We start from the raw sequence: 13,460 nt of genomic DNA, 5'->3' as shown, positions 1-13,460 counted from the left end.
CCTCGCCTAGTTTTACTTCACCGAGACTTCGGCCGGCGTCTTGGCCGCCGGCATGCGATAGTCGTCGACGCGACCGACAGGTGCCGGCGTCATCTCGCCCTGCTCGACCAGGAGATCGCGCGGCGATTTCGTCAGCGTCACCGGTGGCGGCCTTGCGCCGAGGAGCTCGGCGCCGCCATCAAGATTGGGATCGGAGAGGCTGATCGGCACGGTATGCTCGACCGGATTGGTGGGAAGGCCGAGGCCCGGCAGGTTGCTTTCATCGAGGCGCACCAGATCGGGACTTGCCTGGGTGCCGAGAATCCGGCGGGCAGGTTTTTCCACATAGAAGGCAAGCTTACGCCGGCCGGCCTGCGTAAGATTGATGCCGTCGGAGGTGCGCAGACGCACCTGCTGACCGTTCACGTCGGAACCGGTGACGATGAAATTGCCGTTTTCGTCTACGAAGCCATCCCAGATGTCGACGAATTCGCCGCCGATGCTCTCGACCTGGTTGCGATAGAGCTGGTTCATCTGGACAGCATCGGCCGTCATTTGATCGGATTCGAAGGCAGGAAGACCGACCCAGAGCAGCGGTATCTTGCGGCTGGTGACTTCCTTTCCGAAAGAAAGGACACGACGGCGATATTCGGCAAACCAGCCGTCAGTGCGGAACTTCTCCTTCGCGCCGTCGGTCACCATCTGCTGGCGGTCATTGGCGCCGATCATGACGACGACCATTGCCGGCTTCAGCTCGTCGATCATCTTCGGTAACTGTTCCGGCCAGTCGTAATAGTCGTCGCGGACAAGGCCCGAGGAAATGTTGCCGCGGGCTTCGACGACGACGCCCGGCGAGGTCTCGAAGGCGGCGGTGAGCCCGTCGCCGAGGCCGCTGGCAAGGAAATCGCCGACGATCAGGATTTTCCGGGCGTCGCCAAGCTTCTGAACGACCGGCTCTTCCTGCACCGGCGGGCGCACAGGCGATGCGGTGCGGGTATTGATCACGGCTTTCTGGGCTGGCGGCGGGCGCTTGCGCTGCTGGCGTCTCGGCTGCGGCACATCAGGAGCCTGCGGGCTGTCGTCGAGATAGCGCCTGCCGAGGAAGAAATCCAAGATCGACCGGCGCTGATAGCGCTGCTCCTGAGCTTCCGCGACATGCACCGGCGCAACAGCGCCGAGACAAAGCGAAGCCGCCATCAATGCGAGCATGAGCCAGCGGATTTTAGGGGTCCGGTCAGTTTTCTTCATCATGGGCAGTTCCGCAGAGGGCAAGCCAGCTTCTACCCCCGCTATGTAGGTCACGGTTGGGCCGCTTCTAGCGGCGAAGCGCGTTCAGAAGCGGCAACGAGGGCTCGCCGTCCGGCTGCATGCCGATTCGCTCCTGCACGGCCGATATCGCCGCTTTCGAACCTGAGCCGAAATTGCCGTCGACCTCGCCATTGTAATATCCGAGCGTCTTGAGACGAGTCTGCAGCTCGAATTTCTCGGTGATGTCGAGCGCGCCGTCGGGACGCGGCCAGCGCTGCTGCATGCCGCCATAGCCGGCGATCTGGTCGGCCAGCAGGCCGACGGCAAGCGCATAGCTGTCCGACGCATTATAGTTCTTGATGGTGAAGAAGTTTGCCGTCATCAGAAAGCCGGGGCCGCCGGCTCCGGCCGGCATTTTCAATACGGCTTTGGTGCCGCCGTCGCGGAAGGCCTTGCCATTCGGCCGTTTCAGGCCGAGCTCCGCCCATTGAGCGAGCGTATGGGTCTTGCCGATCTGCTTGGCGGCTGCCGCGGGGACGACGACCTCGTAGCCCCAGGTCTTGCCAGTATCCCAGCCGTTCTTCATCAGGAGATTGGCCGAGGTCGCCAGCGCGTCCGGCACCGAATTCCAGATATCGCGATGGCCGTTGCCGTCGGCATCGACAGCGTAGAGCAGATAGCTTGTCGGGATGAACTGAGTGTGGCCCATGGCGCCCGCCCAGGAGCCGGTCATCTGACGTGCCGGCACATCGCCGTTCTGGAGGATCTTCAGCGCGGCAACCAGCTGCTTCTTGGCGAATTTGGCCCGGCTCGGATCAGCATAGGCGAGGGTTGCCAGTGCGCGCGGCACATAGTGCAGTCGGTCGTCCTTGTCGAGGATCGCGCCGTAATTCGATTCCATCGACCAGATCGCGAGCAGAATGGTCTTGTCGACGCCGAAGCGCTGCTCGATCGCATTGAGCGTCCGCGCATGCTTGACGGCCATCTCGCGGCCTATCCTGACGGTGTAGGGGTTAACGCGGGAATCAATGTAATCCCAGATCTTCGAGGTGAATTCCGGTTGATAGGCCGCCTTTTCGAGCACGGTCGGGTCGGGTTCGCTCACCCCGGAAAAGGCCTTTTGATAAGTTGCCTTACTGATGCCACTCTCAGCGGCTGTTTGGTAAAAGTCCGCGATCCATTTCTGGAACCGGGAATCGGCTTTCGCGTTGTCGGGGGCCAGCCCCACCTGGGCGGCGACAACGAGGGCGAGAGCAAGGCCACGAAGGGAGTTTTTGTGATTCTGGATCATCGACAGTCGTATCCGTCATCTTCAGTTTTCGGTGTAGCAGGGGGCATCATGTCCGCCCAGACCCGAGACTACAGGAACGGAGTCAACAAATTCTTTACCATGGCGGCCCGCGGCGGTCACCATTGCAAAACAGTAGCAATTCTATACTAGTCAGACATGAACGGCTTTATTTAAAAGGCGATTTAGTCAAAGCAGGAGGCCTGTGTGGCGCATCACAATAAAGTTCGTAAGGCAGTTTTTCCGGTGGCAGGGTTGGGAACGCGGTTCCTGCCGGCAACGAAGGCTGTTCCGAAGGAAATGTTGACCGTTGTCGACAAGCCTATCATTCAATATGTCGTCGATGAGGCGCTCGAAGCCGGAATCGAGCATCTGGTCTTCGTTACCGGACGCAACAAGCACATTATCGAAGACTACTTCGACATCCATTTCGAGCTGGAACAGACGCTGCGCGAGCGCGCCAAGGAAGCGGAAATTACCCTTCTTGCCGAGCAGTTGCCGAAGGCAGGAACGGTAAGCTTCACTCGCCAGCAGGAGCCGCTCGGCCTTGGCCACGCCGTATGGTGCGCCCGCGAGATCGTGGGCGACGAACCTTTCGCGCTGCTGTTGCCCGATATGATCATGAAGGGCGACAAGGGCTGCATGAAGGGGATGATCGATCTCTACGGCCAGAGCGGCGGCAATATCATCGCCGTCGAGGAATGTGCGCCCGATCAGGCTCATAAATACGGCATCGTCGGCGTCGGCGAAGCGATCGGCGAAGGCTTCCGCATCACCGGCATGGTGGAAAAGCCTGCCAAGGGAACGGCGCCGTCCAACTTCTTCATCAACGGCCGCTACATCCTGCAACCGGAGATCTTTAAGATCCTCGAAACTCAGGAACGTGGCGCCGGCAACGAGATCCAGCTCACCGACGGCATGCTGAAGCTACTGAAGGAACAGGATTTCGCCGGCTACCATTTCCGCGGCACGACCTACGACTGCGGCGCCAAGGACGGCTTCATCCTGGCGAACGTCGCCTACGCCCTCGAACGTGCTGATATCCGTCCGTCGGTCGAAGGCGGCTTCAAGGAACTGCTTGCCGGGCTGAAGTAAGGCTTCACTCAGACTTGTCATTGATAAACGCCGCGCCTTCCATCGAAGCGTGGCGTTTATCTTTTCAGCTTGAGGCCGACCCCCGCGCGCCATTGCCGCGAGTCGTCGCCGTCCTTGCGCGTCGTCAGCTCGTAGCCGAGCGTGCTGGTCAGATCGAGATAACGGTTGATGTTCCAGGTCAGTCCGGTCGCCGCGGTATAGACGAGCTCGTCGTTGATGGTGCTGTCAGTGGGATAATCGCGCCATATGACGCCGCCGATCATGGTTCCGACCAGATTGTCGCGCAACTGGTGGGTGACCGTCGTCGTCAGCGCATGCGAGACGTAGCCGCTCTCGCCGGCGGTGGTCGAGGGCTGGATGCTCGTCTGCAGGTCGAGATTGACGTCGGTGCCGCGGATCGGAGACCAGAGCAGGCTCGCATCGAGCGTGGCCGTATCGATCGAGGCCAGCCGGTTGTCTTCGAAATCCGCCCTTTCGTAGCCGACGCCGACTTCACCCTTCAGCTTTTCGCCGAGGTCGACCTCGACGCCGGCTTTGGCGCCATAACTATGGCTTGAGCGCTCGTAACCGGCGGAATCGCGCGTCTCGTCGTAGATCGTACGGCCGATCGTGGCCTCGATGAATGGGATGAGCGCCGGCGACAGCTCGTAGCCGACGCGACCGCGCAGCGTACCGGTCGTCTGATTGCGATCGCTCAACGCCACGGTCGTGCCGTTCGCAAGCGTGGCGTCGGAATAGATCGAACGGTTCAGGGCGAGCGCCGTCGTGCCGCGCAGGATGCCGAAATCGCGCTGGACGGAGGCGCCGGCGGTGAACTCCTGCACGTCGGACTGCTGTGTGGCATCGGCGATGGCGTCGGGATCGTCCGTATCCTCGCGGTAGAAATTATAGCCGGCCGTGAGCTGCGCGACCGTGTCGTCGGGAAGGTCCAGCCGGAGATCGCCGTTGACCTTGAAGGACGGCTGCTCCTCGCCTTCACCGCTGATATTCCTCTGCCAGGCGCCTTCCGAGGTCACGGTCAGCTGGTGCCGTCCCCAGTCGGAGGTGAGCGTCGCGGCTGCGTCCGTTTCGAGGAAAGCGCGCCGCTGCTTGGTATTGCCGTCCTTGGTGGTCTCGGTGTTGATGCTTTGGGTCACGCTCGGGCGGAGCACGAAAGTGCCGATCGGAATACCGGGTGTTTCTGCCGTCGAGGCATTTTCGCCAGCCCTGCGGATCGGCGGCGTCTCGTCGATCCGCGCTTCACGGGTGTTCAGTCGGCGCATGTCCTCATCGAGGATGGAGCCGGTAATGTCGTCACCGGATTGCGCGTCCGGTATGGCGGGCCTCTGCTGGGTATCGTCCGGATCTCCCGCCGCACCCGTTGCCACAGGAGTGGTAGAAACGCTGATTTCGTCATCGAAACCGGCTGCGGCATTGTTCGTAGTGCGATTGTCCGGGCTGGCGGAGCGGCTTGCGACAGGCTGCTGTGAGGCGGACTGTGCGAGTGCTGCAGTCTGGCCGAACAGCAGTGTGCCGAACGCAGTAAAGCAGACGACACGCCTCATCGCGCGGAGCGGCGTCACACTGCTCGTCTGTTTTGGCTGGCCCATTCACTCGCCTGACATGCTTTCGGTTCTTACTCAAAGGTAAAGCCTTGTGGTTAATCATTCGTTGTCGCCGGCGGGCGCTGTTCACAATTCGGAAATGGTGCGGGGTGGACTTGGAAAGTGAAAAGGTCTAACGCATCTCCATGAACAGAAGAGCGATCAAACTCGTTGAAAACAGCGTGCTCGAATCGGCAAAACGCACGATAGAGACCGAGAAACGCGGTCTTGAAGCGCTCGAACGGGCCTTTGACAACGGACTGGCCGGCCCTTTCACCCGCGCCGTCGAAATCATCGGCGACATCTCCGGCCGGGTCATCGTTACCGGCGTCGGCAAGAGCGGCCATATCGGTACCAAGCTCGCGGCGACATTCGCCTCGACCGGCACCCCCGCCTTTTTCGTGCATGCGGCCGAAGCCAATCATGGCGATCTCGGCATGATCGCGCGCGATGACGTCGTCTTGGCGATTTCCAAAGGCGGCGAGAGCGCCGAGCTCAAGAGTATCATTTCCTTCACGCGGCGCTTCTCGATCCCCTTGATCGCGATCACCTGCAGCGAAGCTTCCTCGCTTGCGACGGCCGCCGATATCGTGCTTCTGGTCCCGAATGAACAGGAAGCCTGCCCCAACGGGCTGGCGCCGACGACCTCGACGCTGATGCAGCTTGCACTCGGCGACGCCTTGGCGGTCGCACTCCTGGAGGCGCGGGGCTTTTCCGCCACCGATTTCCACGTTTTTCATCCCGGCGGCAAGCTGGGTGCGAGCCTGATGCATGTCGCCGATATCATGCATACCGGCGAGAAGGTGCCGCTCGTTGCCAAAGGCACGCCGATGCCGGAGGCGATCACGGTGCTGTCGCGCAAGCATTTCGGCTGCGTCGGCGTGCTTGACGAGGATGGGCGGCTCTGCGGCATCGTCACCGAAGGCGACATGGCTCGGAACCTGAGCCGCAATCTTGCTGAGCTTGCCGTCGACGACATCATGACGACGACGCCGAAGACGGTGAAACCCACAGTGCTGGCGACGGCGGCTCTGGCGCTGCTCAACCAGCACCACATCGGCGCCCTGATCGTCATCGATGAGGATATCAGGCCGATCGGGCTGGTGCACTTCCATGACCTGCTGCGGATCGGCGTCGCCTGATCAGACCGGTTCGACCCGCAGGTCGCGGCCATGACATGAGATGACCTTCACCTGTGTTCCTACGGGCAAATCGGGCCCCATTACCTGCCATAGCGTATCGTCGAGGCGGATGCGGCCGCGGCCCTCGCGGATCGGCTCCTGCAGCGTGGCGGTGCGTCCGACAAGACTTGCGCCGCGCTGATTGAGGAAGGGCTCGTCGGTCTCGGCGCTGCGCAGCGTCAGCCGGCGGCCGGCAAAGGTCGTGGCGACGGCCAGAACCGCAAAAAGGATCGCTTGCAGTTCCCAGACCCAGAAGGCGCTGTCCCAGAAAAGCAGCGACAGTGCGCCGACGATCAAGGCCGCGAGGCCGATCCAGACGAGGAAGAAACCGGGCACGATCATTTCGGCGGCGAGCAGCACGAGGCCCGCAACCCACCAGTTCCATGGACCGAGTTCGGCGATGATCTTCGCCAGCATGGCTTATCGCTCCTGATCCGGATTGAAGGGATTGGGGGCAGGCGGATTGATCGGCGGCGTAGAGCGGATCGGCGCGGGACGCGGACGCGGCGGGGAAGGCGGCGGCGGATTGCCGGCGTCCCCGAAGACTTCGCGGGCGATGGCGCCGATGCCGCCGAGCGAACTCAGGATGGAAGAGGCTTCCATCGGCATCAGCACGATCTTGGAATTGGGCGCCGAGCCGACCGAGGCGAGCGCTTCGGTGTATTTCTGGGCGACGAAATAGTTGATCGCCTGAACATCACCGGCGGCAATCGCTTCGGAGACCATCTTCGTCGCCTTGGCTTCGGCCTCGGCCAGTCGCTCGCGGGCTTCGGCGTTGCGGAAGGCGGCTTCGCGCTGGCCTTCTGCCTGCAATATGGCGGATTGCTTGGCGCCCTCGGCCCTGAGGATCTGCGCGTTGCGCGCTCCTTCGGCTTCCAGTACCTGGGCGCGCTTCTCGCGCTCGGCCTTCATCTGGCGGGCCATCGCATCGACGAGGTCGCGCGGCGGCTGGATGTCCTTGATTTCGACGCGGGTGACCTTAATGCCCCAGGGCTGCACCGCCTCATCGACGACGCGCAGCAGCCGGTCATTGATCGCGTCGCGGTTGGAAAGCAGTTCGTCGAGATCCATGGAGCCCATGACCGAGCGGATGTTGGTCATGGTGAGATTGAGGATGGCATTTTCGAGGTGGGAAACCTGGTAGGCGGCCTGGGCAGCATTCAGAACCTGAAAGAAGGCGACGGCATCGGCTGAAACCGAGGCATTGTCTTTGGTAATCACTTCCTGGGTCGGCACATTCAGTACCTGCTCCATCACGTTCATTCGCGCTCCGACGCGCTCGATGAAGGGAGTGATGAGGTTGAGGCCCGGCTCCAGCGTGCGGGTATAACGGCCGAAGCGCTCGATGGTGTAGCGATAGCCCTGCGGTACGGTCTTGATCCCGGCAAAGAGCACCAAAATGACGAAGATGACCAGCACGATCACGACGATGTCGAAGCCGCCGAACAGCATGAAAAATTCCTCCCATCGGCGCATGCGCGCCTGCCCAACTGATGTGGTGAGTTAGCACGTTATTTGCGAGGAAGAAATGAGGGCGCAACCGCCCCGACTCCAACTGAGAAGGAGGTTCCGCCTCGGCTACGTCACCCGACTGTTACCGGCGACTTGTCCGGCCCCAGCTTTCTGTCGAGAGTCTCTCAGACCCAGCCCTGCAGCTCGCGGCGAACGACCTTTTCCAGCACCGTCATGCCGTCCTCGCTGTCGTTGAGGCAGGGGATATGCGCGAACTTCTCGCCACCATTCTCATGGAATGAGTGGGCGGCCTGTTCGGCGATCTCCTCGAGCGTTTCCAGACAGTCGGAGACGAAGCCGGGATTGATGACGGCGATGCGCTTGACGCCGTCCTGAGCGAGCTTCTCCACGGTCTTGTCGGTATAGGGCTGCAACCATTCCTCCGGCCCGAAGCGGGACTGGAAGGTGACCATGAAGTTTTCCTTGGTCAGCCCGAGGCGCTCGCGCAGCAGCCGGCCGGTCTTCTGGCATTGGCAGTAATAAGGATCGCCCTGTTTGAAATAGGACATCGGAATGCCGTGGAAGGAGGCGAGCAGCATTTCCGGCTTCCAGTCGAGCGTCGAAAGGTGCTTTTCGACGGATTGGGCGAGCGCCTCGATATAGGTCTCGTCGTCATGATAGTCGGGCACGGTGCGCAGCGCCGGCTGCCAGCGCATGGTGAGCAGCTGCTGGAAGGCCTTGTCGTTGACCGTCGCGGTCGTCGCCGCCGCATATTGCGGATAAAGCGGGAAAAGCACAATACGATCGCAGCCTTCTTGCTTCAGCGCGTCGATGCGCGAAGCGATCGACGGCGTGCCGTAGCGCATCGCCCAGTCGACCTTGACATTTTCGAGATCCCGCAGGCGCTCGGTCATCAGTTCCGACTGGTTGCGCGTGTAGGTGCGGAGATAACTTTCGTTTTTCTCCTTGTTCCAGATCAACTGATAGGCCTTGCCGACTTTCTGTGGACGGGTGTTGAGCACGATGCCAAAGAGGATCGGATACCACTTCCAGCGAGACCATTCGATGACGCGGCGATCGGTCAGGAACTCCTTGAGATAGCGGCGCATTGAGGTGTAGTCGGTGCCGTCGGGCGTGCCGAGATTGACCAGCAGGACGCCGATCTTGCCTGATTTGATGGCTGGATGATCTGCCGGACGGAGTGAAATATCTGCTGTCATTCTGGCCCCAACGGTCGTTGTCTCGTCGGCTGATACGCAGCCTCGAGAACATGGTTCACCCTATAGAAAGAAAAGCCGACCCGGGAAACCCCGGGCCGGCCTATGGTGTCGAGACAAATCGTCTTACTTTGCGGGAACCTGGATCTCCTTGCCGACCGTCAGATGACGTGGGTTGGGCTTGCCATTGGCATCCGAAAGCTTCCGCCACAGCGTACCATCGCCATAGAAGGTCTCGGCGAGATCCCAGAATGTGTCGCCCTCGGCGATGACGTGGGTGGACGGCGTGGCGGATGCGGGAGCGGCGGTCGGGGCAGGCTCCGTGGCTGGAGCAGCGGCGCTCGGGGCCGGTGCGGGCTCTGCAGCGGGAGCCTGTGCAGAAGGTGCTGGCGCCGGTTCTGCGGGAGCGGGCGTTGCCGGAGCCGGGCTCGGTTCGGCAGATGGAGCGGGAGCTGCAGGCGCAGGGGCCGCGGGTGCCGGAGCGGCGGGCGCCGGTTCCGCGGAGGGTGCGGGCGCGGCCTGCGCCACCTCGTTGATACGGCCATCGGTATAGGGCTTATAGGGCGAATGCGCGGCCACGTAGTCGGCAGTCACGTCGGCGAGATCTGGACCGTAATCGTAAGCGTTCTTGCCTTCCTTGAAGATCGAATAGCCATCGCCGCCTGATCGCATGAAGTTGTTGGTGGCGATCTTGTAGGTCTTGGCCGGATCGATTGGCGCGAAATTGTCGCCCTCCTTCACCTGAACATCGCTGACGCGGCTGCCGACAGGCTTCGATTGGTCGAACGAGAACTTCAGGCCGGCGACCTGCGGGAAGCGGCCGGCGCCCTGATCGATTTGGCTGACGCCGTTCTCAAGCGCCTTGACGACTTCCGCGCCAGTGGCTTCAAAAGTGGCGAGGGTGTTCTGGAAAGGCAGGACGGTGATGACTTCGCCCTGCGTGACATCGCCGCCGTCGATAGACGCACGCAGGCCGCCGCCATTCTGAACGGCGATGGTGACGCCCTGGCTCCTCGTACGGTCAAGCATGGCGTCGGCCACCAGATTGCCCATCGAGCATTCCTTGACGCGGCAGACCTTGCGATCGCCCTCGATAGGACCTTCGGAGGAGCCGATCACCTTTTTGCGCAGTTCTTCGATCGGTTTTGCCAGTTCGGCGACGCGGGTGACGACGGCCGGATCGGGTGTAAAGGACGAGTCGATCAGGATTGGATCGCCCTTGGCATCCTTGACGACGCCATTGTCGTCGAAGTTGACAACGATGTCGCCGAGATACTTGCTGTAAGAGGCGGCCTGAACGACCGGCACCTTATAGCCACCGGGGTTGTCGACCATCGTCGGATACGGGCCTTCGGCCTTCGGATCGGTATTGGAAAGCAGGCTGTGGGAGTGGCCGCCGACCACGACATCAACGTCCGGGATCTTGGCGATGAACGCTAGGTCGCGGGGATAGCCGACATGGGTCAGCGCGATGATCTTGTTGACCCCCTGGCTTTTCAGGTCCTGCACGGCTGATGTGATCGTCTGAACGTCATCTTCGATCGTGACATTCGGGCCGGGCGAGGAGAGCTCCGGCGTATCATTGGTGACGGCGCCGACGATGCCGATCTTCTGGCCGCCGACATCGAGCACCAGCGAGGGCTTGATGCGGTCGCCGAGCTTTGAGACGGCACTCGCCTTGACGTTCGCGGTCACGACGGGGAATTGCACCTTGTCGAGGAAGGTCGCAAGCCCATCCTCGCTGTCGTCGAATTCATGATTGCCGACGGTCATGGCGTCGAACTTCATCAGATTCAAAAATTCGGCTTCGGCCGCGCCCTTGTAGGTGGTGTAAAAGAGCGAGCCCTGGAAATTGTCGCCGGCATTCAGGAGAAGGACATTCTTGCCCGACAGCGCCTGGCGGCGCTGGTCGATCGCAGTCTTCAGGCGGGCGGCGCCGCCGAAGCATTCCTTCTTGCCTTCCTCCTCGGCCGAGCAGGTGGAATCGAATTTGTTGATCGACTCGATGCGTGAATGGAAATCGTTGATGTGAAGAATATTGAGTTCGTAATCGGCAAAGGCGGCGCCCGCGCTCAGCGCCAGCATGGACGCGGTCAAAAGACCGAAGCTTAAAGACTTCGTCATCCCTGTTCTCCTGATTGAGGCGAGAGATCCCCCTGATCCTCGCCGATCCCTATCGTAGTGTCAGGCGGTATCCCGCGTGCCGATGTTTCAACAAACGACGCATAGTCGCAAGAGGGAAGCTGGGTTTGCTGCGGCGCTTTCCAAGAGGCCGCAAAACAAAAAAGCTCCCGAGTGGGAGCTTTCGCAGGGCCATGTTGAAGCGTTACAAACGACGTGTAAGCGTGAACTGCGAATTCGTTGCAGTCGTACAATTCAGCTGACTCGTGCCGCTCAAAGCGCAATTAACAAGCGAAGACGTCCGCTTAACATTCGAGTAAAGGTTTATCTGAATGATTCCGTCGGGGGTGGTTGTATATGTTCCCGACGCCATCTGCGTGTTCGTTCCGTCGCTGGTGCGGGTTACGAATTGTCCATTCGTGAAGGCGGAGGTCAAGCCGTTGGCATCCGTCCATTCGCCTTCAACAGAGTTTGTTGCAGGCGGCGCGACCGCGATCGGTCGCTGTTGCGGTCCTGATGAAACGCAGGCGGCAAGAGTGGCCGCTGCACCGACAAGAACGAGACCAGTTCTGATTTTCATAAGGCTTCTCCCGGCGAATCGGCGTGGCGGTCACCCGCCAAGTTCGGGCAAAACATGGCGTGCGTCTGCCATGATGGCAAGGCTTGGAGCAGTGGGGACGGCATTTATACAGCCAGCGTTACAAAAATGCCCGCCTCGCGGCGGGCATCTTCAAAGTTGCACTGACAATGTCAGCGAACGAGGATGTTCCTGAACTGCCAGGGATCCTTGGTGTCGATATCCTCAGGAAACAGACCGGGACGGCCGTCTAGTGGCGTCCAGTCGGTATAGTGGCCTTCGACCGGGCCGAGATAGGGCATCTGCACGTCGAGGCAGCGCTTGTAATCGATCTCGTCGGCTTCGACGATGCCGGCCTTGGGGTTTTCCAGCGCCCAGACCATGCCAGCGAGAACGGCGGAGGTCACCTGCAGGCCGGTGGCGTTCTGGTAAGGCGCGATGCGGCGGGTTTCTTCCAGCGACAGGCGCGAACCATACCAGTAGGCATTCTTCTCATGACCGTAGAGCAGGACGCCGAGTTCGTCGATGCCGTCCTCGAGCTCGTCCTCGTCGAGAACGTGGTGGACCGGCTGCGGGGTGCCGCCGTTGCCGAACATCTCATGCAGCGAGAGCACGGCGTCGTTGGCCGGATGGTAGGCATAATGGCAGGTCGGACGGAAGGTGACTTCGCCGTCTTTGTCGCGGACCGTGAAGTAATCGGCGATCGAGATCGATTCGTTGTGGGTGACGAGGAAGCCGTATTGCGGGCCGGGGGTCGGGCACCAGGTGCGCACGCGGGTGTTGGCGCCCGGCTGCTCCAGGTAGATCGCCGCTTTGTTGCCCTTCTTGTGCTTCTTGGCGTTCTTCGGCATCCACTGCTCGTGCGTGCCCCAGCCGAGTTCGGCCGGCTGCATACCCTCGGAGATGAAGCCTTCGACGGACCAGGTGTTCCAGAAGACGTTGAGCGGCTTCGGATGTTTTGTGCGCTGGGTGTCGCGCTCGGCGATGTGGATGCCCTTGACGCCGACTTTCTTCATCAGTTTGGCCCAGCCTTCGCGATCGTGCTGGTCCGGTTCCTCGAATTTAACGCCGGTATCATTGGCGAGGTTGACGAGCGCCTGCTTGACGAACCAGGAGACCATGCCCGGATTGGCGCCGCAGGTGGAGACGGCGGTGGCGCCGCCGGGATATTTCGCCTTTTCCTTGCGCACCGTCTCGCGCAGCGCATAGTTGGTGCGGTCGGCATTGCTCATGCCCTTGTCGAAATAGAAGCCGAGCCAGGGTTCGACGACCGTATCGATATAGAGAACGTCGAGCTTGCGGCAGAGCTTGATGATGTCGAGCGAGGAGGTGTCGACCGAGAGGTTGACGCAGAAGCCCTGACCTTCGCCTTTCGTCAGCAGGGGCTTCAGCAGCTCCTTGTAATTGTCCTTGGTAACATATTCCTTGATGTGGCGAACGCCGTGCTTCTTCAGGATCTCCATATCGGAGGGCTCTTCACGCGGGTCGATGACGACCATCCGGCTCTTGTCGAATTTGAAGTGGCGCTCGATCAGGGGCAGGGTGCCGCGGCCGATGGAGCCAAAGCCGATCATCACGATCGGACCGGTAATTTCGGCATATACCGGATAGTTCTGTTCCGTCATTCTTTTCTCCTGTGGAAGGGGACGAAGGCGCTCAGCCTGAAGAATTCTTGTGAGATTGCCGCAGAAATTGCGAAGTGACCGGCTCTAACCACAA

General features: G+C 60.9%; 11 protein-coding genes. 2 read left to right on the top strand and 9 right to left on the bottom strand.

What is annotated here, in order from left to right; translation table 11 throughout:
• Nucleotides 1-12: 12 nt before the first annotated feature.
• Together NMA58_RS17330 and NMA58_RS17325 are read right to left on the bottom strand one after the other, a co-directional pair.
• Nucleotides 13-1,230, bottom strand: a complete 1,218-nt coding sequence (locus tag NMA58_RS17330; protein ID WP_430957988.1) for an SGNH/GDSL hydrolase family protein — start codon at nt 1,228-1,230, stop codon at nt 13-15.
• A gap of 64 nt (nt 1,231-1,294) precedes the next feature.
• Complete coding sequence (locus tag NMA58_RS17325; RefSeq protein ID WP_085779407.1) at nt 1,295-2,518, bottom strand: lytic murein transglycosylase; 1,224 nt, start codon at nt 2,516-2,518, stop codon at nt 1,295-1,297.
• Between the two features lie 204 nt (nt 2,519-2,722).
• Between NMA58_RS17325 and galU the strand changes: the two genes are divergently transcribed.
• The gene (gene galU / locus NMA58_RS17320; RefSeq protein WP_430957987.1) at nt 2,723-3,610 is read left to right on the top strand and encodes a UTP--glucose-1-phosphate uridylyltransferase GalU; all 888 of its coding nucleotides are present in this window, start codon (nt 2,723-2,725) and stop codon (nt 3,608-3,610) included.
• A gap of 56 nt (nt 3,611-3,666) precedes the next feature.
• Here galU and NMA58_RS17315 read toward each other — a convergent pair whose 3' ends face one another.
• Nucleotides 3,667-5,199 carry an outer membrane beta-barrel protein gene (locus tag NMA58_RS17315; protein WP_434711446.1) on the bottom strand — a complete coding sequence of 511 codons (1,533 nt, stop codon included), beginning with the start codon at nt 5,197-5,199 and terminating at the stop codon, nt 3,667-3,669.
• Nucleotides 5,200-5,339: 140 nt separating this feature from the next.
• On the opposite strand from NMA58_RS17315, the gene NMA58_RS17310 reads away from it, so the two are divergent.
• Nucleotides 5,340-6,335 (top strand): KpsF/GutQ family sugar-phosphate isomerase, encoded by a 996-nt coding sequence (locus NMA58_RS17310; protein WP_430957985.1) that lies wholly within the window; start codon nt 5,340-5,342, stop codon nt 6,333-6,335.
• Here the strand turns inward: NMA58_RS17310 and NMA58_RS17305 are convergent, their stop codons facing one another.
• The 6 genes from NMA58_RS17305 to NMA58_RS17280 form a co-directional block, all read right to left on the bottom strand.
• On the bottom strand, nt 6,336-6,791 hold the full coding sequence (locus NMA58_RS17305) for an NfeD family protein (protein WP_085779403.1): 456 nt from the start codon (nt 6,789-6,791) through the stop codon (nt 6,336-6,338).
• Between the two features lie 3 nt (nt 6,792-6,794).
• Nucleotides 6,795-7,826 (bottom strand): SPFH domain-containing protein, encoded by a 1,032-nt coding sequence (locus NMA58_RS17300; RefSeq protein ID WP_085779402.1) that lies wholly within the window; start codon nt 7,824-7,826, stop codon nt 6,795-6,797.
• A gap of 185 nt (nt 7,827-8,011) precedes the next feature.
• Nucleotides 8,012-9,046, bottom strand: coding sequence for a ferrochelatase (gene hemH, locus NMA58_RS17295; RefSeq protein WP_221112620.1), 1,035 nt, complete (start codon nt 9,044-9,046; stop codon nt 8,012-8,014).
• Between the two features lie 123 nt (nt 9,047-9,169).
• A complete protein-coding gene (locus tag NMA58_RS17290) occupies nt 9,170-11,167 on the bottom strand; it encodes a 5'-nucleotidase C-terminal domain-containing protein (protein ID WP_434711445.1) in 1,998 nt (665 codons plus the stop codon).
• 202 nt (nt 11,168-11,369) lie between these two features.
• Complete coding sequence (locus NMA58_RS17285) at nt 11,370-11,744, bottom strand: hypothetical protein (protein ID WP_221112618.1); 375 nt, start codon at nt 11,742-11,744, stop codon at nt 11,370-11,372.
• A 170-nt stretch (nt 11,745-11,914) separates the two neighbouring features.
• The gene (locus tag NMA58_RS17280) at nt 11,915-13,366 is read right to left on the bottom strand and encodes a homospermidine synthase (RefSeq protein WP_434711444.1); all 1,452 of its coding nucleotides are present in this window, start codon (nt 13,364-13,366) and stop codon (nt 11,915-11,917) included.
• Between the last annotated feature and the right edge of the window lie 94 nt (nt 13,367-13,460).

The organism is Rhizobium sp. YTUHZ045, from assembly GCF_051124255.1.
Taxonomy (GTDB): domain Bacteria; phylum Pseudomonadota; class Alphaproteobacteria; order Rhizobiales; family Rhizobiaceae; genus Rhizobium.
Note: the sequence above shows the minus strand (reverse complement) of the source record. Positions and strands in the feature narration are given on the sequence as shown.